The organism is Faecalicatena contorta, from assembly GCF_003149105.1.
In the GTDB taxonomy this organism is placed as follows: domain Bacteria; phylum Bacillota; class Clostridia; order Lachnospirales; family Lachnospiraceae; genus Muricomes; species Muricomes contortus_C.
Map to the genome: position 1 here is coordinate 304,480 of NZ_QGDS01000004.1, position 22,038 is coordinate 326,517.

The window sequence follows — 22,038 nt, forward strand, 5'->3', positions numbered from 1 at the left end:
TCCCGGCTTAGTCAAATTTTCTTTTCTTATTTAATAGCTAAAAGGATATACGTACTCTTCCTCAGCTGGCTGTGCATCTTCAATGTAACTTACACTAATTTCCATCCCTTTCTCTTGGTCAAAGTGATAACTCCCTATCACATTTACCCATTTATCAGATTCCAGGCTTTCCGCTTCATCCCACAGACAGATAGGTCCGCAGGGTGTAAGGTCCGCCGCACAGCAGCTCATGAGAAGCCTGGTCAGGGCAAATTCATTCCCGGCCATAGTTTCATCTCTGTATATAGTTCCATGTAAATGAATTTCAAATCCTTCATATTTCTCGGGATGATAACTCAGTTCTACCAGCCACTGGTAAAAGTCTTCATCGGATACAGTTATAGTTCTATTTTCCTCATCCAGCCCCGGAGGAACAATAGTTTTCAATTCACCTCCAGGTGAAGTCTGTTGTGTCTGATCAGTGGACTCTGCCGCCTTATCAACTTCTTCTTCAATTTCATCAGCCTGTTGTGCAGCTTCTCCGTTATCTTCTTTTGCATCCGCCCTGGTACTTCCTGCCGCATCCTTTGCCACATTGGAATATCCTGACTGTGTAGAGCTGGCTGACAGTGTATTATATGGCAGAAACATAGCCATAAGGGGTAATATCACCACCAGAGACCTAAACAAATGTATCTTATATTTTGGTTTTCCCGCTTTCAGTAAGCGTAATACCGCCCAAATCAACAGAACCACGGAAGCAAAGTACAGATAAGGCTTTATTTTAGGAGTTACAAACAAAAGATATTTGCCGCTGAACGCCAGATAAAAAATTCTTGCAGATAACAACAGACAACTCAGACCCTCTATGATTGCCTCCACATTCAAATATCGTTTCATATAACCATACCTCCGCCTAAAAGTCCAAAGATCAGAACAGCAGCATAACATACCAGCAGAGCCGTGACCGCAAGCCGTAATACAAATTTTCCTTTAAAATATCCCTTGAGCATCATAACATTTTTAATATCCATCATTGGTCCAAACACCAGGAACCCAAGCATAGGTACGAAAGAAAATGTTCCCGACAGGCTCCTTGCCACTACCGCATCTGAAGAAGAACAAAGGGAAAGTAAAAAGGACAGCAAAATCATAGCAAACAAGGCTATTGGCATACTGCTGTTGCCCAGGTTTTTTAACCCTGCCAGATTAGCAGTCTGAAAAAGTGAAGAGATAAAAATACCAATCAAAAGATATTTCCCAACATCATAAAATTCCAACTGGGCATGACGTAAAAACAATTGAGACTTTCCCCAAATCCCTTTTCCTGTCTCGCTCTCCTCATAACAGCCGCATGTACAGTATGAAAATGTCTCTGTGCCCTCTTTCAAAAAATCAGCCGGTTTTTTGATAAGGAAAGACAATCCAATCAGAAAAGAACAGATAAGTCCTAATCCTGTACGGTAAAAAACAGCCCGTATATCATTGTTGAAAGCATAATATGTAGAAATCAGTACTACAGGATTTACAATAGGTGACGCTGTCATAAAACAGACAGCAGCCGGCAGCGCGACTCCCTTTTTCAGCAGACTCTTAAACACCGGTATAGATGCACAGTCACAAACGGGCAGAAAAAAACCTGCCGCCAGACCTGCTGCCATACCCAAAACAGGGCTTTTCGGAAAAACCTTTTCTATCCATTCTTTTGGAACAAAAATCTGAATTGCAGCTGAAAGCAATACTCCCAAAAGCAAGAACGGCACTCCCTGAAGGAATACTCCCATAAACATTGTAAGCACTGCGTTCACCGGTATTCCCCTTTGCTCCAGGAAAGGCAGCATAAAAAAGAATAAAACTCCTGCGAGGAGTATAATTTCGGCCCATATAATGTTGGGATTAAACTTTCTTTTTATAGCTTCCTTTTCAATACTCTCCTGAGGCAAAAGCCGGATATCCAAAGACGAGGAGATACTTTTTAATTTTTGTTTAAACTTATTTATGTCTTTAATATTTTTTTCATTTCTAACAAATACAATATCACTGGAAGCCACCTGAGACATTGGTCCCTCTCCGGTTTGACCAAGCAATATTTCTGCCTGCTGCACGTCTGCCAGATAAATCACCTTTTCAATATATGAATATGGCAGCATACGCAGTTGGAGAAAAATACGTTCCAACTTTGAAAAAGCTTCCATACCGTTCCATTCTACCCATATCTCATGGTATTCATGTGCCTCGATTTCTTTTGTTATCTCCGATATGACATGTTCATAATCCTTTTCCAGTTCCTCCTTTGTCCAGCACATTAGATGTAACCCGCCTGTATTCGTTAAGTTTGTATCCAGCTCTTCTTCGCCGTCTTCAAACTGTATAATTAAAACTTCTTTCTGATAAGAACTCAGTATTTTAGAAAGAAATGTAGTTTTCCCACTTCCCAAAAAACCTGACACCACATATATCGGTGTTGTCATCATACACCTCCCAGCTTATTTTTTACTGTTTTCCCTGCTATAACAATAAGGAACCATGCAACCTCTAAAAGAACAATAGCCCCGCCCGGTTTCAAGCCAATATAGTAAGACAGAAAAAGGCCTGCTATTGTTGTGAACACTGCTACCAAAATTGCACAAATCAGAGTCTTCCGGTAGCTTCCTCCCATCTGCATTCCACATGCAACTGGCACTACCAGCATGGAAGACACAATCAGCGCACCCACCGTACGGGATGCAATGGATATAGTTAAAGCAGTCAATATCGTAAACATAAAATTAATCCGGCGCACTGGTACACCTGAAATACGCGCCGCACTTTCATCAAACCCTATATAAAATAACTCCCTGTAAAATCTCAGAAGAGCCGAAAGTACTAATAAACTCACAACACAAACGAGGAAAAGCTCCTCACTGCTGATAGATACAATACTTCCAAATAAAAAGCTATTAAAATTTGCACTGTTCTTTACATATCCGGACAGCACCCCGGCAAAACCAATGCCTGCCGACATTACAATGGCAATCGCCATCTCCGAATATCTGGGCAGCTTTTTACGGATGCTTTCAATTCCAAGGGCAGCGGCTATACAAACAGCTCCCGCCCCAAGTACAGGATTGATGCCTAGAAGAAGTCCCAGCGCCACGCCAGCCAGAGAGGCATGGGAAAGAGCATCTCCTATCATGGACATCCGCTTGAGTACAATTGTAATACCAATACAGGGAGTAACCACCGCCAGCAAAATACCAACCAGAAACGCCCGCTGCATAAATCCATACTCCAAGATATTCATGCTTCTATAATCCTCCCATCTTCGGCTTTGAGGAATCTCTCCGCTCCCGAAAATTCTTTTATATTTCCATGAGTAACCATAAGAATCGTAAGTCCCTGTTCCTGATTCAGCCGTTTTAAAACTTTGCACAGTGATTTTAAAGAGACAGAATCGATCCCTGCTGCCGGTTCATCCAATATCAGGAGTTCTGGCTCGCCAGCCAGGGCCCTGGCCAGCATAACTCTCTGCTGCTGTCCCCCTGACAATTCTCCTATTCTTTGTTTACAAAATATCTCCATTTCCAATTCTGTCAAAGCTGCTGCTATCCGTTGCTGGCATTGCCTTTTGGATAGACGTTTCTTTCCAAAGGGCTGATACAGTCCGGTCATCATGATTTCTTCCACAGTTGCGGGGAAATTTTGATTTCTGCCAATACCGTTCTGGGGAACATATCCTATTTTCATTCCCTGGAACCCATTAGAAATATCTTTCCCAAAAAGTTCTATGGTGCCCTGCTGGGGAATCAACTCCCCCAGCAAGAGCTTTAGCAGTGTACTTTTACCGCTTCCATTTTCTCCGGTAAGAATCACATAGTCTCCGCGCCTTATATTCAAATTTACTTCTCTTAAAACCGGCATATCTACATACCGGAATGACAGCTCACTTATATTTACAATTTCCATAAGGCTTCCTTCCTCCATATGATTTCTTAACCCTCCTTTAATGCCGTCAGATTCTCTTCCATAATAGAAAAATAATCTTCTCCAGCCTTAAGTTGTTCATCGTTTAATCCCTCCAGCGGATTTAACACGCTTGTTTTGGCACCAATCTCTGCCGCAATCGTCTCCGCAACCTTCGGGCTGACTAATTCTTCAAAGAAAATAGTCTTTATCTGATTTTCTTTCGCAAACTCTATGATTTCCTTCATTCTTGCAGGGTCAGGCTCAGAATCCGGTGAGAGTCCTTCAATTCCAACTTGATTCAGGCCATATGCATTGCACAGATATCCAAAAGCTTCATGTGCAACAATAATATCTTTCCCTTTAATATCTGCAAGCTCTTCCTTGTATTTCTCATCGAGCTGATCAAACTTGACAGAATATTTTTCATAATTCTCTGTATAGTACGCTTCATTCTCCGGGTCAGCTTCCACCAAAGCATTTTTAATGTTTTCCATTTCTGCCTTTGCATTTAACGGGTTAAGCCATACATGAGGGTCATAGCCGGTATCATGGTCATCCTCATCTTCATGCTCCGCCTCGTCCTCTTCATGGGCCTCTCCTTCTATAAATTCCAGCCCCTTGGAGGCCTCTACTATGGTTATTTCCTGATTATCCAGGGACGCCAGTATGTCTTCCGCCCAGTGCTCCATACCTGCACCATTGTAAACAAAAACATCGGCATCCTCTAATTGCCTGATGTCTGTAGCTGTCGGTTCCCAATCATGAGGCTCTGTTCCGGCCGGTACCATATTCGTCACTTCAACCTTATCTCCTCCGACTTTCTGAGCAAAATCATACATAGGATAAAAGCTGGCCAGAACCTTCAGTTTTTCATCTCCGGATTCGGACTGGCTCTTTTCTTCACCCGCTTCATTCTTTTCCGTTGCTTTTGATTTCTCACTTCCGCATCCCACGCTCCACGAAACCGTCATTAAAAGTATCAATAAAATATACAATGATTTTTTCATCTTAATCCTCCTACTCTATCTGAAACTTAGTATCTGATAAAAATGGGCATAAAAAAACAAGGAACTGTTCTACAAAATTATAGAATTCCCCTTTATATGCCGATTCAATTATTAAGTCTTACCTTTTCAGATATTAGAGTTTCCCTCTGAATAAAAGAATAGATTAATGGCAGGAAATTTATGACAATGGCAATAATACCAATCATCACCATAACAGGGAGTACCGCGCCTCCAATCTGATTTATCATACTTTCCGCATGTTGAATTTCCAGGCAGACCGTACAATCTTTACCGGTACAATGATGTTCTATATGTTCACTGATATATAAATCAGAAAGAAGAAAAGCACATAAAACTGCGCCTGCAAGAATCAAAGATATTATATTTTTTTTTAATGTTTTTATCTCACTCACGACAGCTTTTCTGCCTCCTTTTATTCAAACTGCATATAACATTCTTACTTACTTTTTATTATATTATAACTTAGAAAAATATTTTTGTATACCCAAGCCCCAAAAATCTCAAACAATGCAAGGCTGTGCATCTTCTACAGAAAAGCAAATGCATCCAGGAAATAGATAAATATAAAAATTGTAAAACATGATATAATAGACGATAAAATCACAATTTCTGCTGCTAACTCGCCATCACAATTCATTTCCCGCGCCATAACATAGGATGAAACCGCTGTTGGTGTTGCAAAAACAGTTAAAATTGTCACCAATTCAATATTTCTAAATCCCAGCGCTATTGCAGTGGAAACAACTGCCAACGGAACCACCAGCAATCTAAATAATATTGTTCCAAACAAAATTTTGCGATTATTTTTAATGCTGAAAATATCTAGACTCCCTCCAAGAACAATAATAGAAAGTGGGGTGGCAACATAGCTAACACTTTTTATCGTTGAAACCAAAAAGGTTGGCAATGTGATTTGCAACAGATAAAATGTAACACCAATTGCAGAAGAAATAATCAATGGGTTTTTTAGAATACTTACTACAAGCATCTTATAATTTATACGCTCCTCACCGTGCACTACTAGCGTAATAACCGCCAGAAAATTGAACAATGGCACTATAACAGCTGCTAATATCGATACAATAGCAATATGTTGTCCAGCGCAAATCGCCGTTGCAATCGGAAAACCTAAAATAACAAAATTGCTTCGAAATACACCTTGGATAACTACACCCTGCTGTTTTGAATCCTTCACAAAAATAGGTGTACAAACCATCATAATAAAAAAGACAACCAAAACCATAGCTACACAAAAAAATATCAACTTCCACGGAATCCATAATCCTTGGTCTGTTGTATAGATATTGCAAAACAGTAATACTGGTAAAAAAAGTTTAAAACATATTTTATTTAGTTCCTGAAAAGTTGTTTTTCCTAATATCCCATGTTTTTTTATGTAGAATCCAATGGCTGTTAAAATAGCAATTGGAAATATTGCATTGATGGAAACGAAAAGACTATCCATTATAAAATCCTCCTCTATTAGCACACCCACTTTTAATATAATATCTAACAAAGGCAGAAAAGTATAGCTATAACAAACAAATAATTCCATGATTTCAATATTCATAAGCTTTTCAGAATATTTTCCAGTATCCAAACAGTGCCGGCAGAGCAAGTGAAGTCTGCGGAATAAAGACAATTGGTAATACTGTAATTAATGAATGACAGTTTAATACCGGATATTGAATGTGTACTTAAACTAACATTCAATATCCGGTATCCAATTTTGTTTATTTCTTTGCTATCCCTCTACAGAGACTGGAACAGCTCCTTTACAGCCGGGTAAATCTTCCTGAATTTTTGATATCTTTCCTCATATCTATCCACCAGTTCTTCCTCCGGCTCTACAGTTTCCACGATTTTCACCAGTTTCTCTGCCGCTTCCTCTACAGAAGCATATGACCCGCAGCCCACCGCTGCAAGTATGGCTCCTCCGTATCCCGGGCCTTCCTCACTCTCAATGACATCCACTTTCAAATCCATAACATTTGCAATGATTTTCTTCCAAAGGGGGCTTTTCGCTCCTCCTCCGCAGATTTTCGTGCGTTCAATCTGAATCCCAAGTTTCCTTGCAACTTCCAAAGAATCTCTCAATCCAAATGCTACACCTTCCAGCACTGCCTGTGTCATTTCCTCTCTTGTGGTATCCATTGTCATACCAATAAACGTAGCGCGTGCCTTAGGGTCATTATGGGGGGAACGTTCTCCCATCAGATATGGAAGATAGAACACCTGATTCTCACCCAGTTTTACAATGCGCTCTTGTTCCGCAGCATATTCCTTTGTACGCAGAATTTCATCCATCCACCATTTATTGCAGGATGCCGCACTTAACATACATCCCATTAAATGATAATTTCCGTCTGCATGAGCAAAGGAGTGGAGTGCATTGTTATCATCCACGCCAAAGGATCTGCTGGAAATAAAGATAGTTCCTGATGTCCCAAGGGAAATATTACACATACCATCCCCTACAGTCCCAGTCCCCACCGCAGCAGCGGCATTATCGCCTGCACCTGCAACCACCTTTACCTCTTTTGTAAATCCAAAGGTTTCTGCCAGGTCCGCTTTTACATCTCCCACAACTTCATAACTTTCATACAGTTTAGGCAGTTGTGCCTCTGTTACCCTGCAGATTTCCATCATTTCCTCTGACCAGCACTTATGCTCCACGTCCATAAGAAGCATGCCGGATGCGTCCGAATAATCTGTGCAGAATACACCACTCAGTTTGTATGCAAGATAATCCTTGGGCAGCATAATTTTTCTAATCTTTGCAAAGTTGTCCGGCTCATTTTCCTTCATCCAGAGAATCTTTGGAGCCGTAAATCCTGCAAAAGCAATATTGGCAGTGTAAGCAGACAGTTTTTCTTTTCCAATCACCTGATTCAGATACTCCGTCTCCTTGCCGGTGCGCCCGTCATTCCATAAGATGGCAGGGCGTATCACTTCATCATTTTCATCCAGCACCACAAGACCATGCATCTGTCCCCCGCAGCCAATACCTGCAATCTGAGATTTATCACAGCCTGCGGTCAGCTCCTTGATTCCCTCCACCGTCTGCTCATACCAATTCCCCGGATTCTGCTCCGACCAGCCTGGGTGAGGAAAATACAGCGGGTACTCCTTTGAAACAACATTACAAATCTTTCCACTTTCATCCATTAGCAAAAGCTTCACTGCTGATGTACCTAAATCTATCCCTATATATAACATAACTACCTCCATTAAAATAAAGCGGACTCAAAGGGGGTCAGTCCCTTTTGAAAAGGGACTGTCCCCTTTGAGCTCCATTTTCAGAATATTCTGTCTAGTTCCATGGGTTTTCTGTGGGGTATCTTACGCCTGCCGGCTGGTGATATCCGATCTCTTCCACAGGAACTCCAATATACTTAAATACTTCAAACAATGCCCTTCCATGATTTCCGAAGGCTACCGCTCCGTGGTGCGGGTAGTTTCCTTCTATTAATACATGTCGGTAGAATCTTCCCATCTCCGGTATGGCAAATACACCGATGGAACCGAAGGATTTTGTGGCTACGGGAAGTACTTCTCCCTGGGCTATGTATGCACGGAGTTTACAGTCTGCTGTGCTTTGCAGCCTGAAAAATGTGATGTCTCCTGGTATAATGTCGCCTTCCAGTGTTCCCTGTGTTACTTCTTCGGGAAGTGCCCTTGCCATAATCATCTGATATTTCATCTCACAGAAGGAGAGTTTGCTGGAAGCCGTATTTCCGCAGTGGAAGCCCATAAAGGTGTCCTTCTGTGTATAGTTAAATTCTCCTTCAATGTCTTCTTTGTACATGTCTGCCGGTACGGTATTGTTGATGTCAAGCAGTGTTACAACATCTTCGCTCACGACTGTTCCGATAAATTCGCTTAATGCGCCGTAAATGTCTACTTCACAGGATACCGGAATTCCTTCTGCCGTCAGACGGCTGTTGATATAACATGGTACGAATCCAAATTGTGTCTGGAATGCAGGCCAGCATTTCCCTGCAATTGCAACGTACTTTCTATATCCTTTGTGCTCTTCAACCCAGTCTTTCAACGTAACTTCATACTGCGCCAGTTTCTCCAGAATCTCGGGTTTTTTGTTGCCTGTTCCCAGTTCTTCTTCCATCTCTTTTACAATACCTGGAATTCTTTCGTCACCGGCATGTTTATTATATGCTTCAAATAAATCCAGCTCTGAATTCTCTTCTATTTCTACCCCCAGGTTATAAAGCTGTTGAATCGGAGCATTACACGCAAGGAAATTCAGCGGGCGGGGGCCGAAGCTGATAATCTTCAAGCTATTCAAACCTACAACTGCCCTTGCAATTGGCTTAAACTCCTGAATCATATCTGCACATTCTTCTGCTGTTCCAACGGGATACTCCGGGATATATGCTTTGATATTACGAAGCTTTAGATTATAGCTGGCATTCAGCATCCCGCAGTATGCATCTCCCCGGCCCTGAATCAGGTTATGTCCTGTCTCCTCTGCCGCTGCAATAAACATCTTTGGCCCATCAAAGTGCTTTGCCAGCAATGTCTCAGCAATCTCCGGCCCAAAATTCCCAAGGTAAACAACAAGAGCGTTGCATCCGGCATTTTTTACATCCTCCAGCGCCTGTACCATATGAAGTTCGCTTTCTACGATACAAATGGGACATTCGTAAACTTCCTCATCACCATATTTCTCTTTATAAGCTTTCATCACTGCCTCTCTGCGTGTTACGGACAGGCTTTCCGGGAAACAATCTCTGCTGACTGCTACAACTCCAATTTTTAATTCTGGCATATTATTCATTGTATATTCCTCTCTTTCTTAACAAATAAACTTATTGGCTGCCTTACATTTTCTTACCTTAGATGTGTAACTAATCCAGAGTAATATTCTCTCCCTGCAAACCACAGAACGCCCCCGGGATTTCAGCCTCAGGGTGTGCAATCAGCCATTTGTTTTTTGCTGTAATCAGCCGCTCCTCTCCCTGTGTGCCCGGCACAAATGTCAGCTCTGTATTTGTATCCTTCGGCAAAACCACAACGCACCGGAAACCGCCTGGCTGTGCAGTACACGGGGCGTAGTGCAGTGTGGTGGCATACATCTCCACAACTGTCCCTGCCGGAACCAGAAATGCTTCCACCAGAGAAGTGTCATATGTATAGTCTGCCTGGATATCCTGCTGTGCTCCTAACAACAGAATCAGATTCGTCACTGCAATATTAATCTCAGATGAGCGGTGATATTCCAATGCATTCAGCTTATGGTTATCCCCATTGCAATATCCAATCTGAATTGGCAGACCTCCGAAAGCACCGTTTTTAAGAGCTTCTGCTTCCTCCAGAACCTCCATCTCTTCCACAGACGGCACATAAAGCACCTCTTCCGGCAAAGGTGTATGTTCCATTTCCTTCAGTATTCTGCTAACAGAATATCCTTTGAGAATTTTCCCGTATTTGCCGAATGAGGAGTCTGTAACTTTCTGAATGTTCATCCTTCTACCTCCTAAGAATTTTTATTAACACGGATTCCTATGGAGTTATTTTATCAATTTATTTCAAAATCTTCGACCAAATACTTAACTAAACAATGTCACTTTCTTGTCTTTTTCTAAATTCACTTGGAAGTATGCCATACTTTTTCCGAAATACTTTTGCCATAGCCTTACTGTTAGGAAATCCATTTGCCAGGGCAATCTCACTAATTGTATATTCCGTGTTTAACAATTCCTTCAAAGCATACTCCATGCGTATATTCTGCAGGTAGGATTTATAATTAATCCCCGCATATTTCTGAAACATCCTGGAAAGATAGGTGGGAGAATATCCAAATATTCCACCCAGACGTTCTAAAGAAAGTTCTTCTGTGTAATGCTCCTTTACATAGGAGGTAATTACAGACAGCCGGTTCAGCTTCCGGTTTTTTCGAAGCATATCCTGACTGACCTCTGTCTCCCTGTACTTTGTCACCATCTGGTATAAAAGTTCATAAAACAATCCCTGCACCCTTAAATCATATCCACATTTTTTCTCTGAGTAAGTCTCATAAATACGGGAAATCAATGACATCACTTTTTCATCCTGGGCCTGCGCGTCGTGGGTAAAACTGATAAACTGCTGGCCCGTATAATAATTCTCGAAGGTCTTTAGCGGTATTTGGATAACCACAGTCAGGTTCGGCGCAGGTGAATCTATAGAATGAATCTCATTCGAGTTCACCAATACGAACTGCCCTGGATGCAGAGGGTATTTCTGCTTATTAATATAAAAGGTAAGAGAACCCTCAAACACAGCAAATATCTCAATGGACCGGTGCCAGTGAGCATCCCGGAAGTAATTCCCCTCTCTTCCTTCAAAAATAAACACCTTAAACGGTAAATCCTCATTTGGTACAATTAGCTCATGATTGAATTCCATATGATTCCCTCCTGCATAAATAAGATAATAAATTTATATCTCGAAATTCCGCATTTGTAAAGCCACCCGATTCATTCTCTTTTGCATATCAACACCATTAAACTTACCAAACCCAAGCTCTGATTTAATCACACCGTCTTTCATAAATAGTACCCTGTCCGCTCTGGACGCTACTTTGATATCATGGGTAACAAGTAAAATGGCTGTGCCATTTTTATTGATATCTGAAAACAGCTCCATAATCCCTTCCGATGATTTTGAGTTGAGTGCTCCGGTAGGTTCATCAGCAAACAGAATTTTAGGTTTGTTCATGAGGGCCCGGCAGATACCTGCACGCTGCAGCTGCCCGCCGGAAACCTCGGTAATGTCACGTCTCTCAAGCTCCGATATGCCGGTTTTGAGGAGCAGCTCCTTCGCTTTTTCAATATGACGGGTGGTATCCTTTCTATTTTCCCGCAAGCTGGGAAGAATAATGTTATCCAGGATGTTCAGGTTTTTCAGCATAGTGGGCTGTTGGAACACAAAACCCATTTTCGTCCGGCGTATATCCGCAAGCTTGTTTTCATTTAGACGGGACAGCTCTGTGCCGTCAAATTCTATGAAGCCGCTGCTAATGCTGTCCGTACCGCTTAGTGCAAACAGCAAAGTGGATTTCCCACAGCCGGACGGTCCCATAACCGACACAAACTCGCCCGCAAGTATCTCTACATCAACCCCATCGAGAGCGTTGGACGTTTCCTGCCCTTTTCCATAAGTTTTTACAATATTTTTTCCACTTAATATTTTCTTCATAGCTTACTCCTTTATATGTTCCGATATCTTCAGTAAAAAAATATCAGAAATGCCAAGCCGCGTTGCCAGATACACACAAACCGCCATAAGAGCAGGTGAAAACAGATAGGCAAACAGTGGGTTAATTTCAAAATGGAATGTAGATGCGCCAAAGGACGAAATGAGTCCGGCACCTACCAGCTCTCCTACAGTATTTGCTAATACAGTTCCGATTAGCACACCAATAACAAGAACAATAACAGACCGCGTTACATATTGTCTGCAAATATCCCTGTTATTAAAACCGGAGGATTTTAGTACAGCAACCGGATATCTGTCTTTTGTGACCAGCATTTTCATAAAGAGCAGCGTCACCAGCACGGTAAGAAGCGCAGCAGCGGCAATAGAGGCATAAGAAGCCTTTTTAATTGCAGCAACTGTCGTACCAAATGACTGATTCAGATATTCTTCTATATCGGATATTTTAGCATAGGAAAACTGCTTTTTGTACCCGGCTGCTTTCACATCTGTCAAAGCCCTGTCCCGCAGTTCCACCGGGATGATGCTCCAAATAATGTGTTCCTGGCTTGTCTTAAAAACCGCTTTTGCCGTCTTTCCCCCATTGGTAATGTCGGAGTATATTCCACACACGGTAAGCACCCTTTCCTGCCCGTCAATCAGAAGTGCTATGGTGTCTCCAACTTCTTTTTGGGTATCATCCGCAATGAGTGTAGAGATGGCAATTTCCGATTCACTCCGGGGTGCTGTGCCAGCCGAATATTCTATGGGAAACACCGAATGATCGCCAAGCTCCACCTTGAGCTTTCCCGTGGAACCATCCTCAAGCCGCATATCAAACATATAACTGGTAAGTACCGTATACCGCGTGATATCCTTATCCTTCTCTATCACGCCTGCAATTTCCGATGCTTTAGCTGCGATGTTGTCCGCCTGCTGAATGTCAATCCGCATATCGCACTCACCAATGCCCATATAGGTCATAAAGTTTCTTTTCGAAATGGTGTTGTGGATATTCTGTGGCACAATCATCAGGAATGTTGAAATTACCAGCACCAAAAGCATTGTTACATACAATTTCTTTCTGGACAGTACATCCTTTATTCCGAGAAAAACGTTCGGTGAGAGCACCCGGTTTTCGCTTAACAGAAAGCCTTTTACTGCTTTGGATTGTTCCTGGGGTGCACCAAACCGGATTGCCTGGGCTGCCGATATCTTTTTAAAGCGGCGCAGAGTAGCGTTTACATAAAGTATTACTATAAAGAAGATAATACCCGCTCCTGCCATTCCCAATGCTATACCAATACCGGAATCTCTTTCCCCGCCCATATATAGCCGTATATTCTCCATCAATGGGTCCTTTGCAAACAGGGAAAGGATAAAGCCCAATATGCAGCCGATACCTGCCAGCACACTATACTTTGCCAGATAGAGCTTTTTAATACTCCAAACCCGCAGGCCGATAGCCTTTAATACACCAATTTCCCGATAATCCTCCTCTATCTTGGCAAGCAGGGTAAAGCGAATACACAAGAAATTGATAATAATTACAAGGGCACTGATAAGAATAAGCACTGCTATCATCATACCGTCACTAATAGCATTTGCCATTCTAAACAGGGCGTGGGTGATGGCAGGAGGTCCGTTTGCCTCAAGCCCCGCCTGGAGATAAGCGGACTCAAAGGCGGAAACAGCAGAACTGTCTGTAAGTCGGAACTCAATCAGGTATTCCAGCTTTCCAACCCCCTGCAACTTTTGAAAATCATTTTCACTGATTAGGAACCGCTTAGAAGAAATCATAGCAGCGTTCATCTGGGAGTCCCTCAGGAAGCCAGCAACGGTAAACGGCATCCCGTGAATGGTCACCCTGTCACCGACACTGGCCGTTCCCTCCTTCATATAATAAATAGGGACATAAATCTCCCCATCTGCCGGAGTAATGATATTGCCATTTAAATCCAGCAGAAAGTCAAATCTCTTACTTTGGACCGAAAGACCATTATCCTGCACGGAACTGGCAAGGGAGTTTTCACCAATAAATATCTCGGCCCCTTCAATATTGAGGAACTTCAATACCTGAAAATCCTCTACCTCCTCCTGCGTACCCGCAAAAACAGAAAGCCGCTCCATATCAATATCGCCAGAATGCATCTGAAGGAAATGGGGTGTTTTGGCGCTCAGCATCATATTGTCAATGGCAGTGAACAAGTTTATCGTAAGCATGGCGGCAAGGGAAGTAAGCAGTGCCGCCAGAAGGATAAATACAGTAATAGTTATTGTAAGCAGCCTGCTCTTATTAATATCGTTTAATATTAATTTTCTATACATTATGACCTCACCTCACTATCAAAAATTGCGCTGATATGGGCCATGAAAAGCTCTGCAGGAACATCCGGAATTTCATTCTTACGCACATCCTGGGTAATCTTGCAGCCATAAGTACCTTCCATATCCCGTGACACAGCTCCCGGCACAATTGCATCCAGCAATGCTGCTCCAGTGTTGAATACCATATTATCACTCCTTTAATATTATTTTCTTTCATATATTATATTATGTATAATATAATCCGTCAATCATTATTATATGTTTTTATAAAAACAGAATTGAGTAAAACTATATCAAGAAAGAATCTCGCTTGCGAGATTCTCCGCCTACGGGGAGTTGCGACAGCAACATCTTCCTTGACGCCGCAGTGCGATCCCCCGGAGGTTTTTTCTTATAACTGAGAAAAACAGCTGTAATAAAATTAGTGTATCAGAGATTTGCCGTAAAGCAGAACTTGATAGACGCACGTTCTACCGAAATTTTGATTCAAAACATGATGTACTTGAACAATATATAGCCCAACTCAGCAACGAATACATGTTGGAATTTAATAAAAATAATAAGCCGGACAAGTATTATGCAATTTTGACTTTTTTTCGTTTTTGGGAAAGACATCTGCATTTTATCAGAAACATGCAAAATTGTGGATTAAGTAATTATGTGTTCGATCAATTTAGGAGGTTTTCAGAATTGCAGCAAGATCTCTTAATCGGTAAAAAGAAAGAAAGTACAACAACAGATTATGTTTTAGCATTTAGGATAGGCGGCTTTTGGAATGTTATGTTGACGTGGGCTTCTAACAATGCAAATTTATCTCCAGAAGAACTGGCCACTATTATTTTTCAAGTGTGACAAGGAGATTTCTTAGTTATATTTGTACACTTCTTGGTGCTTTCTTAGCGGGAGATTTGTCCATGGATTTAGATTGACACACCCTTAGCGCATCCCATAAATATGTAATTTAATTTTGGGTTAACAAACACCTTGTGCTTTAAATTATGTTCTTTACTACTTTTAATATGGTTTCTCTAAACAAAAAAGTCCTGCAAACATTGATGTTTACAGGACTTTTCATAGCTCCCCGAGTTGGGTTTGAACCAACGACCCTTCGGTTAACAGCCGAATGCTCTACCGCTGAGCTATCGAGGAATATATATGCCCAACACTTTTGTGCGGGTTTTAGTGGAGAATACGAGAGTCGAACTCGTGACCTCCTGCTTGCAAGGCAGGCGCTCTCCCAACTGAGCTAATCCCCCATGGATTTCAATTACTTCCGATAACTTCCATATGATATCACACTTCACCAGAAGTGTCAATATATTTTTTTTGGAATTTTCACAGCAATTGCTTCTGTTTTCAGGGCACCGGCGCAATAAAACGTTGAATAAAAAACTCATGTCCTTATATATTGACAAGAGTGATTTTCTAAACTATATTAAGTATAAAACCATCGCTTTTGCAGAGTGATTGAATGGAGAAGCCTATGGCAAAGAATAATAAAAATGAGGCAGCTGTTAAAATTAAACCCGGGATGAAGGTAGCCTTGGAAGTCCCCCTTAAAAGTGGTGCCGACGGAATAGAAAAGGTTCTGTCACTCAATTCCATAGTGGAAGAAATCCTGGCTGATGACTGTGTGCTCATACAAATGCCCATGTACCAGGGATACTATTACCCATTACCGATAGATGAAGACATTGTCATGTACCTTTTTGCAGAGCCAATGATGTATGCTCTGCCTGTTCAGTTTCAGGAACAGATATGGCAGGGAAATTTGCTGTACGCAAAGATATTGCGTGCCGGCAAGATAAGCTCATCCCAGCGCAGGAATTGTTACCGTCTCCCCTGTTCTTTTCCCATTACGGTTAAACGTCTGCAGATACAGGAAGGAAATAGTACCCCTGAGCCTCAGACTATACAGGGAAGGACAATAAATTTCAGTGATAGTGGTATGCTTTTTGCCACTGATGAATACATAGAAAAAGGCGAGAATGTAACTCTCACCTTTAGTATAGGCAGCACAGAAACCGCTGAAGCATTGGTATTCCGCGCCGAAAAGAACATAGAAGGGAAATATAAGTTCAAGACGGCGGTCAAATTCCTTAGTAATCCCAAGGATCCAACACAGAGGCAGCGGTTTTACCGATATATTGTGGAAAAACAATTGGAAGAACGGCGGCGGCATACACAGGGATCTTAAACTGCTGAAGATCATTTTCCGGCACTTGCCTATGTGTTTTTAAGGCTGGCGCCGGGATATTTGTGCTAAATAACTTCCAGAAGAACATCTACAACGCCTCCGCACACCATGCCCTCATCTTCTGCATCATTCCCCGTCATATCTACGTGGCAGACTCTCGGCTCCCGGCTTTCGCTTCTAATCATCAGCAGTGCTTTTTGCAGCACATCAGATTCCATGCATCCGCCGCCAATCGTACCGATTGCCTTTCCATCAGACAAAATTAACATTTTAGTTCCTGCACCCCGGGGAGCAGAACCATGGCGGGTTACGATCGTAGCAAGCACCTTGCTGCCCGGATAGGAGTCTACATCTAGAATCGCTTTCATTAATTCTTTTGAATAACCATAGTTTCTTTTCTTCTTATTTTTCACTTCAATAATCTCAGCCATAATTGCAACTGCTATTTCTGCCGGAGTTTCCGCACCGATATCCAGCCCTATCGGGGTATAAACCTGATCCAATATGGCTTTATCACTTCCCCGCTCAAGTAATGTTTCTTTTACTTTACGAACCCGGAGCTTACTCCCTATCATTCCGATATAGGCATGTTTCTTTTTTGCAATCCTCTCCAGGCAAACCTGATCGTAACGGTGTCCCCTGGTTACAATCACAAAGAAAGTATCTTCATTTCCCATAATCTTATCCAGACCATCTTCAAAAGGTTCACAGATAACATTGGAAGCTCCTGCTCTCCTGGCATTATCAGCAAACTGAGGACGGTCCTCCAGTACAGTTACCGCACACCCCATCATAATTCCAATTTGAATGATAGGTATGGAGACATGTCCCCCACCGCAGATTACTAAATGCTTCTCCAGACCCAAACTGTCACAGAAGAGTTTGCTGCCATTAATTACTGTCAGGCTCTCATTGAAGCTTTGTTTAAGAGCCTCCTTATTCCCAGTGAAAAATCCATGCTCTTTACTTTCCCATAGCAACTGTCCGTCTGAAACCAGTGCTTTCTCTCCAAAAGCTTCCCCATCCAGAACAGTCAGCACCACATTTTGGGCATCCGGATTACAATTCTCTATATTTTTATATAATTCCAACATATCTTTACCTCTCCTTATATATTAAAACTTCAGCAACTTTTGAAGTAAAATATTTTTATTATACAAAAATGTGAGTATTCTGCTCTCATCTATCATTTCGAAACATGCCTTTCCGGCTGCCGTGGAATATAGCATGGTAATGACAAGGAAGCCAATCCACACAAAAAGCAGCGCTCCAGCAATTCCTGCAAGACCGCCCGCAAAATGGTTTAAAAATCCTACTCCCGGAAGTTCCCCTATAATATCCACTGCCACCATGAGTGCGTTTACAATAATGATTACCAACAAAAATGTAACCAGGAAAGATACGACTTTTATGACCATACGTGAAATATAAGCAGCTACATATTCCGTAAAACTAGTAACACCCAGCTCTTCATAGATTGCCGGATTATTATTTTCCAATATTATATTTTTAAGAAAAGACGGGAGCCCCGAATCCTCTATCTGTTTTATCTGGGCATCCTTGGGTATCTCACCTAATACTTTGAGAACATCTTTTTCCGTAATCCCAAGCCTCTCCCAGTCCAATTTCCCAATATCCGCCAGTTGTTCCGCGCTCAGTCCTTCAAGGGGGGTACCGCTCAAGTCTATCTTTGCAATATCCTCCTCTGAAATTTTGGGTATAAACGCTTCAATACATTTTTCTTCTATCATGTCATCAATCGGAGTATATTTTATCAGGGCCTGTGCTACATAAGGATTTAAAATAACCATAAGGACGATGGTCAGCACCGCTGAAAGAATGGAAAGTCCTATTTTGAAAAATCCCCTGACATACCCTACCACAATTCCTATTAAGAAAATTACTCCAACAATTATCAATAACCAGTTATTCATATTTTCTCCTATTTCGCTAAATAAATCACCCTTAATTCATTTGCGTTCATCACCAGGTACCTATTAATTCCCCATGAAGGAATGACTTCTAATGCATCGGTCTTTAAATCCCCAGAAAATCTCTGGATACCATTTCTTGTAATAATACAGCACCTGGAACCGTCGAACATGATAATTTCGTCACCCTTCATTTTAACATTGTTGTATTCTCCGGTGAAGGCTTTATTCATAACCTGCCTGCCGGATTTATCATACAACCGTGCCTCATATCCTGATTTATCCTTATTCAGAAGTACAAAACCTATGTATTTATCTGTGTGAAATACACTTTTAATTTCCTGGTTGATTTCTACTTCCTTTTTCTTTTGCGGCACATCTTTTCCTTTATATATAATAAAGGAGCTGTCACTTACTGCCACAGAAGTGCTGTCATCCATAAAATATACTTCAGGGATGATTGTTCCGTCATATTCTTCCATACTCACTTCATTATCTGTCTTAGCCTTCCCCGCCTCACCAAAGTTATAGTATGCGACTTTCGATTTAATTATATCACCCTTCATGGAAAGGTAAGAAACAGCCAATGTCATTCCGTCCCGGGACATGTCCAATGCAAGAGGGTAACCTGTGCTGTTCACCGTGACCTGATGCTCCACCAGAATATTTCCCGCTGCATCGTACGAAACAATCATCGGAGAACCTTCATTCTTCAAAATCGTACTTACAATTCCCTGATTGGAAACTGATACCTTTTCGATTGGAAGAGTAGTCTCTATCTCACCCTTGAGACCGTTTTCTGTAAATACGAGAATAGAATTACCGCCGCTGTCAGCCACAGCAAATACTTCCTCATTCACATCAATTATCGGATTCTTCATCTGACATGGCTGAATCCACTGTTCTTCATTCTTCCTGTCCAGAAATACAATCCCATCCCTGCTGTAGCGGACAATCCCGGCTGCAAACTGGGTATACTTGTTATTGTCTTCTGTCTCATTGGTATAAGCCGCCGCTTTATTTACACTGGTATAAGAATGATTCTTCACCAGCAGAAAAGTCCCCCCCACTATCATAGCTCCAAGCACTGCGATAACAGTTCCTCTTTTTACCTTGCCTATTTTGCGCTGCTTTACTGCGAGCTTTAATTTTTCTAAATCCACCGGTTCTGCTATCTTCAAATATGGATTCTTCTTCCGCGCCATTTTAAACCCCTTGCTTCTTTTGTCTTATCAGAAGATTATATCATATCTTACCAGACATTAGTAGTAGGTTTTATGGCAAAACCAATTTCTGCCCTACGTAAATCAGATTTCCGTCAGTCAGGCCATTCATTTTGCATATTGCATCTACATGGCTTACATCCCCATATGTTTTCCGGCTGATAACAGCTAATGTATCACCCTGCTCTACTATGTACACACCATCACTGCCATTTGCCCCTGAACTTGTCTGAGATGTGTCAGCATCCTGTGCGCCGTCATTTGAATTCTGTTCATCGGACGCATCGCCAACTGCTTGTCCCTCTTCTTCCTGAGCTTTATTTTCCTGACTGTCATCCTTGACCTGCTGCTCTGACGGTTCACCTGTGACAGCAGTCACATTTCCATTTGTTTCTCTCGCCTCCACCGACTGGGTATCGGATGAAGAAGAATTTGAAAGGCTGTTCAGCGTACTCTGCACAGACTTCATCTTATCAAAATTATTAAGCGTTGTAACTCCCATGATAATAACAACCAATACCAGGCATGCACTGACTGCATACATCAGCCTATTGGTTCTTTTTTGGTGCAGTTGTTCCTCTCGGGTTCTAACCAGACTACGAAAATCCTTTGCAGCTCTATCTTCAACAGTTTCCGAGGGACACACCCCATTCTTCTTTCTAGTCGAGATCATATAGTTCTGCATACACGGGTTCTTCTCATAATATGTATAGTGCCCGCCGATTTCCATCAAATCATTGAGTTTCAGGACATAATATACCTCGTCCTTCTCCACAGGATCTTTCATAATGAAAACTGTATTTTTCTTCGGGAACGATTTTTTATGAAACTTTACCGTATTGTGTTCCGGTTCCAGCGGCACCCCTTGATGGGCAACAAACCAGCCGAGCATCTCCCCATCCTCAAAATACTGTTTACACTCCTCATATGCCCTTTTCCACGCATCATCATCAATCACGTAATCCTTACCGGATATTTGCAGATCATGTATCTGAATCGCTCCATATATGTAAACATATTCTTCATCATTCGTTTTCTGCATATCCCCAACCAGGAATGCACCAATTGGCCCTTCGCCCGCTTTTTCGCACAACTGCGCAAAAAATGTGTCAACATAATCTTCCACATAAATCTTCGGGGTGTCACTTACGTTCCCGATTTGACGTACATTTTTAGGTATCTGTCTTTCCATTACACTCACCTCTGAATAAAATTTTTCTAAAGCATATCACAACGAAAAGGCTGAATTTATCGGTTAGTGTCATGTGCGTTCGACAAAAGCGGACCCAAAGGGGGACTGTCCCTTTTCAAAAGGGACTGACCCTTTTGCATTCCATTTTCAGAATATTCTCAATTTTTCTCGCGGACAATCCTGTCTCCCGCTTACAGGCCTCAAAGAATTTCTTTTTTATACCCCCTACTGTCAGCAGTATCTCAACCTCTTCTATACGGTTATCAAACAGATATCGCTCTGCTAATATTCTAACCCGTTCACAGTTGTGAACCTGTTCATCCTCAACGGTATCGAGAAAGGATTTTTGCTCAAACAAACGGTGAAATCCCCAAAATTCATCCATGTTCTGAAAGCGTGTTCTTAATATCTTAAGAGCCGCCTTTCCTATCAATTCTGAAGCCTCTTTCTTATACTCCACAGCACTGCTGAATGGATAGTCAAATGGTACTTTGGCAAGGTAAACTTTTACTGGATTATTATGTATATAACGAAGACAGCACCAGTAATATTCCTCGGTTTCTACGCAATCACTGTAATAACGCCCCTGAAATACATGGCCGCATCTATCATATTTGCCGTTATAGCTCTCTGCATATGTCGAATTAACGCGCTGCATAAACCTGGGAAGTACGTTGTATACAGCCTCCAGCATGATATGAACGTGGTTTGTCATAATACAATAAGAATAAATTGTAACCGGATACTCTTCCAACGCCTTTCTCAGAATATTTTTAAATGCAATCTTATCACTATCCTTCTCAAATATTTTTTCTTCATTGTTTCCTCTTATTATAATGTGATAAAATCCTGTTCCGCTTTCTCTTCTTTTTTCTCTCGGCATGTGTCCTCCTTAATTATAAATTTTCTGTTTTAAATATATTTTGTGAAATATTTGTTCCGGAATGGAACTAAGATTTTGATGAATGTTTTACCGTTATGAATGATCATATACCTTCTTGAACATTAGTAATTCAAG

General features: G+C 41.6%; 20 protein-coding genes, 2 tRNA genes and 1 pseudogene. 2 read left to right on the plus strand and 21 right to left on the minus strand.

The annotated features are described in order from the left end of the window. Window positions 1-30 precede the first annotated feature (30 nt). From A8805_RS09340 to A8805_RS22965, 14 genes and pseudogenes are all read right to left on the minus strand, one after another. Window positions 31-879 carry a TIGR03943 family putative permease subunit gene (locus tag A8805_RS09340; RefSeq protein WP_181392789.1) on the minus strand — a complete coding sequence of 283 codons (849 nt, stop codon included), beginning with the start codon at window positions 877-879 and terminating at the stop codon, window positions 31-33. Beyond that, window positions 876-2,453 (minus strand): permease, encoded by a 1,578-nt coding sequence (locus tag A8805_RS09345; RefSeq protein ID WP_109710381.1) that lies wholly within the window; start codon window positions 2,451-2,453, stop codon window positions 876-878. Before A8805_RS09345 ends, A8805_RS09340 begins: the two co-directional genes overlap by 4 nt. Next, a complete protein-coding gene (locus tag A8805_RS09350; protein WP_109710383.1) occupies window positions 2,450-3,262 on the minus strand; it encodes a metal ABC transporter permease in 813 nt (270 codons plus the stop codon). Before A8805_RS09350 ends, A8805_RS09345 begins: the two co-directional genes overlap by 4 nt. Continuing rightward, on the minus strand, window positions 3,259-3,924 hold the full coding sequence (locus A8805_RS09355) for a metal ABC transporter ATP-binding protein (RefSeq protein ID WP_242992313.1): 666 nt from the start codon (window positions 3,922-3,924) through the stop codon (window positions 3,259-3,261). The genes A8805_RS09350 and A8805_RS09355 overlap by 4 nt, the downstream gene beginning before the upstream one ends. Before the next feature lie 26 nt (window positions 3,925-3,950). Continuing rightward, the gene (locus A8805_RS09360) at window positions 3,951-4,895 is read right to left on the minus strand and encodes a metal ABC transporter substrate-binding protein (RefSeq protein WP_242992316.1); all 945 of its coding nucleotides are present in this window, start codon (window positions 4,893-4,895) and stop codon (window positions 3,951-3,953) included. A gap of 140 nt (window positions 4,896-5,035) precedes the next feature. Next, on the minus strand, window positions 5,036-5,344 hold the full coding sequence (locus A8805_RS09365) for a hypothetical protein (RefSeq protein ID WP_109710390.1): 309 nt from the start codon (window positions 5,342-5,344) through the stop codon (window positions 5,036-5,038). Window positions 5,345-5,478: 134 nt separating this feature from the next. Continuing rightward, window positions 5,479-6,522: an AEC family transporter gene (locus A8805_RS09370; protein ID WP_207657684.1), complete on the minus strand. Its 1,044-nt coding sequence runs from the start codon at window positions 6,520-6,522 to the stop codon at window positions 5,479-5,481. 182 nt (window positions 6,523-6,704) lie between these two features. Then, the gene (gene xylB / locus A8805_RS09375) at window positions 6,705-8,171 is read right to left on the minus strand and encodes a xylulokinase (RefSeq protein WP_109710394.1); all 1,467 of its coding nucleotides are present in this window, start codon (window positions 8,169-8,171) and stop codon (window positions 6,705-6,707) included. A gap of 94 nt (window positions 8,172-8,265) precedes the next feature. Further along, window positions 8,266-9,750 carry an L-fucose/L-arabinose isomerase family protein gene (locus A8805_RS09380; protein ID WP_109710396.1) on the minus strand — a complete coding sequence of 495 codons (1,485 nt, stop codon included), beginning with the start codon at window positions 9,748-9,750 and terminating at the stop codon, window positions 8,266-8,268. Between the two features lie 70 nt (window positions 9,751-9,820). Continuing rightward, window positions 9,821-10,438, minus strand: a complete 618-nt coding sequence (locus A8805_RS09385) for a DUF4867 family protein (RefSeq protein WP_109710398.1) — start codon at window positions 10,436-10,438, stop codon at window positions 9,821-9,823. Between the two features lie 88 nt (window positions 10,439-10,526). Continuing rightward, window positions 10,527-11,360, minus strand: a complete 834-nt coding sequence (locus tag A8805_RS09390) for an AraC family transcriptional regulator (protein ID WP_109710400.1) — start codon at window positions 11,358-11,360, stop codon at window positions 10,527-10,529. Between the two features lie 33 nt (window positions 11,361-11,393). After that, window positions 11,394-12,152, minus strand: coding sequence for an ABC transporter ATP-binding protein (locus A8805_RS09395; RefSeq protein ID WP_109710402.1), 759 nt, complete (start codon window positions 12,150-12,152; stop codon window positions 11,394-11,396). Between the two features lie 3 nt (window positions 12,153-12,155). Then, on the minus strand, window positions 12,156-14,477 hold the full coding sequence (locus A8805_RS09400; RefSeq protein WP_109710404.1) for an ABC transporter permease: 2,322 nt from the start codon (window positions 14,475-14,477) through the stop codon (window positions 12,156-12,158). A gap of 77 nt (window positions 14,478-14,554) precedes the next feature. Continuing rightward, a pseudogene (locus A8805_RS22965) lies at window positions 14,555-14,662 on the minus strand (PadR family transcriptional regulator); the annotation flags it as partial. Window positions 14,663-15,014: 352 nt separating this feature from the next. Between A8805_RS22965 and A8805_RS09410 the strand changes: the two are divergent. Further along, window positions 15,015-15,329, plus strand: coding sequence for a TetR-like C-terminal domain-containing protein (locus A8805_RS09410; protein WP_181392791.1), 315 nt, complete (start codon window positions 15,015-15,017; stop codon window positions 15,327-15,329). Window positions 15,330-15,554: 225 nt separating this feature from the next. Here the strand turns inward: A8805_RS09410 and A8805_RS09415 are convergent. Together A8805_RS09415 and A8805_RS09420 are read right to left on the minus strand one after the other, a co-directional pair. Beyond that, window positions 15,555-15,626 (minus strand) — tRNA-Asn (locus tag A8805_RS09415). Between the two features lie 34 nt (window positions 15,627-15,660). Then, window positions 15,661-15,733, minus strand: a tRNA-Ala gene (locus A8805_RS09420). A 227-nt stretch (window positions 15,734-15,960) separates the two neighbouring features. Here A8805_RS09420 and A8805_RS09425 point away from each other — a divergent pair. Next, window positions 15,961-16,674: a flagellar brake protein gene (locus tag A8805_RS09425; RefSeq protein WP_181392792.1), complete on the plus strand. Its 714-nt coding sequence runs from the start codon at window positions 15,961-15,963 to the stop codon at window positions 16,672-16,674. Between the two features lie 65 nt (window positions 16,675-16,739). On the opposite strand, the gene A8805_RS09430 is transcribed toward A8805_RS09425, so the two are convergent. The 5 genes from A8805_RS09430 to A8805_RS09450 all read right to left on the minus strand — a co-directional run bounded on the left by A8805_RS09430 (window position 16,740) and on the right by A8805_RS09450 (window position 21,903). Then, window positions 16,740-17,768, minus strand: a complete 1,029-nt coding sequence (locus A8805_RS09430) for an XdhC family protein (RefSeq protein WP_109710408.1) — start codon at window positions 17,766-17,768, stop codon at window positions 16,740-16,742. 21 nt (window positions 17,769-17,789) lie between these two features. After that, window positions 17,790-18,608, minus strand: a complete 819-nt coding sequence (locus A8805_RS09435; protein WP_109710410.1) for a CvpA family protein — start codon at window positions 18,606-18,608, stop codon at window positions 17,790-17,792. Between the two features lie 8 nt (window positions 18,609-18,616). After that, window positions 18,617-19,810, minus strand: coding sequence for a DUF5711 family protein (locus A8805_RS09440; RefSeq protein ID WP_109710412.1), 1,194 nt, complete (start codon window positions 19,808-19,810; stop codon window positions 18,617-18,619). Between the two features lie 70 nt (window positions 19,811-19,880). Next, window positions 19,881-21,020, minus strand: a complete 1,140-nt coding sequence (locus A8805_RS09445; protein ID WP_109710414.1) for a LysM peptidoglycan-binding domain-containing protein — start codon at window positions 21,018-21,020, stop codon at window positions 19,881-19,883. 115 nt (window positions 21,021-21,135) lie between these two features. Continuing rightward, on the minus strand, window positions 21,136-21,903 hold the full coding sequence (locus tag A8805_RS09450) for a transposase (protein ID WP_109710416.1): 768 nt from the start codon (window positions 21,901-21,903) through the stop codon (window positions 21,136-21,138). Window positions 21,904-22,038: the final 135 nt, after the last annotated feature.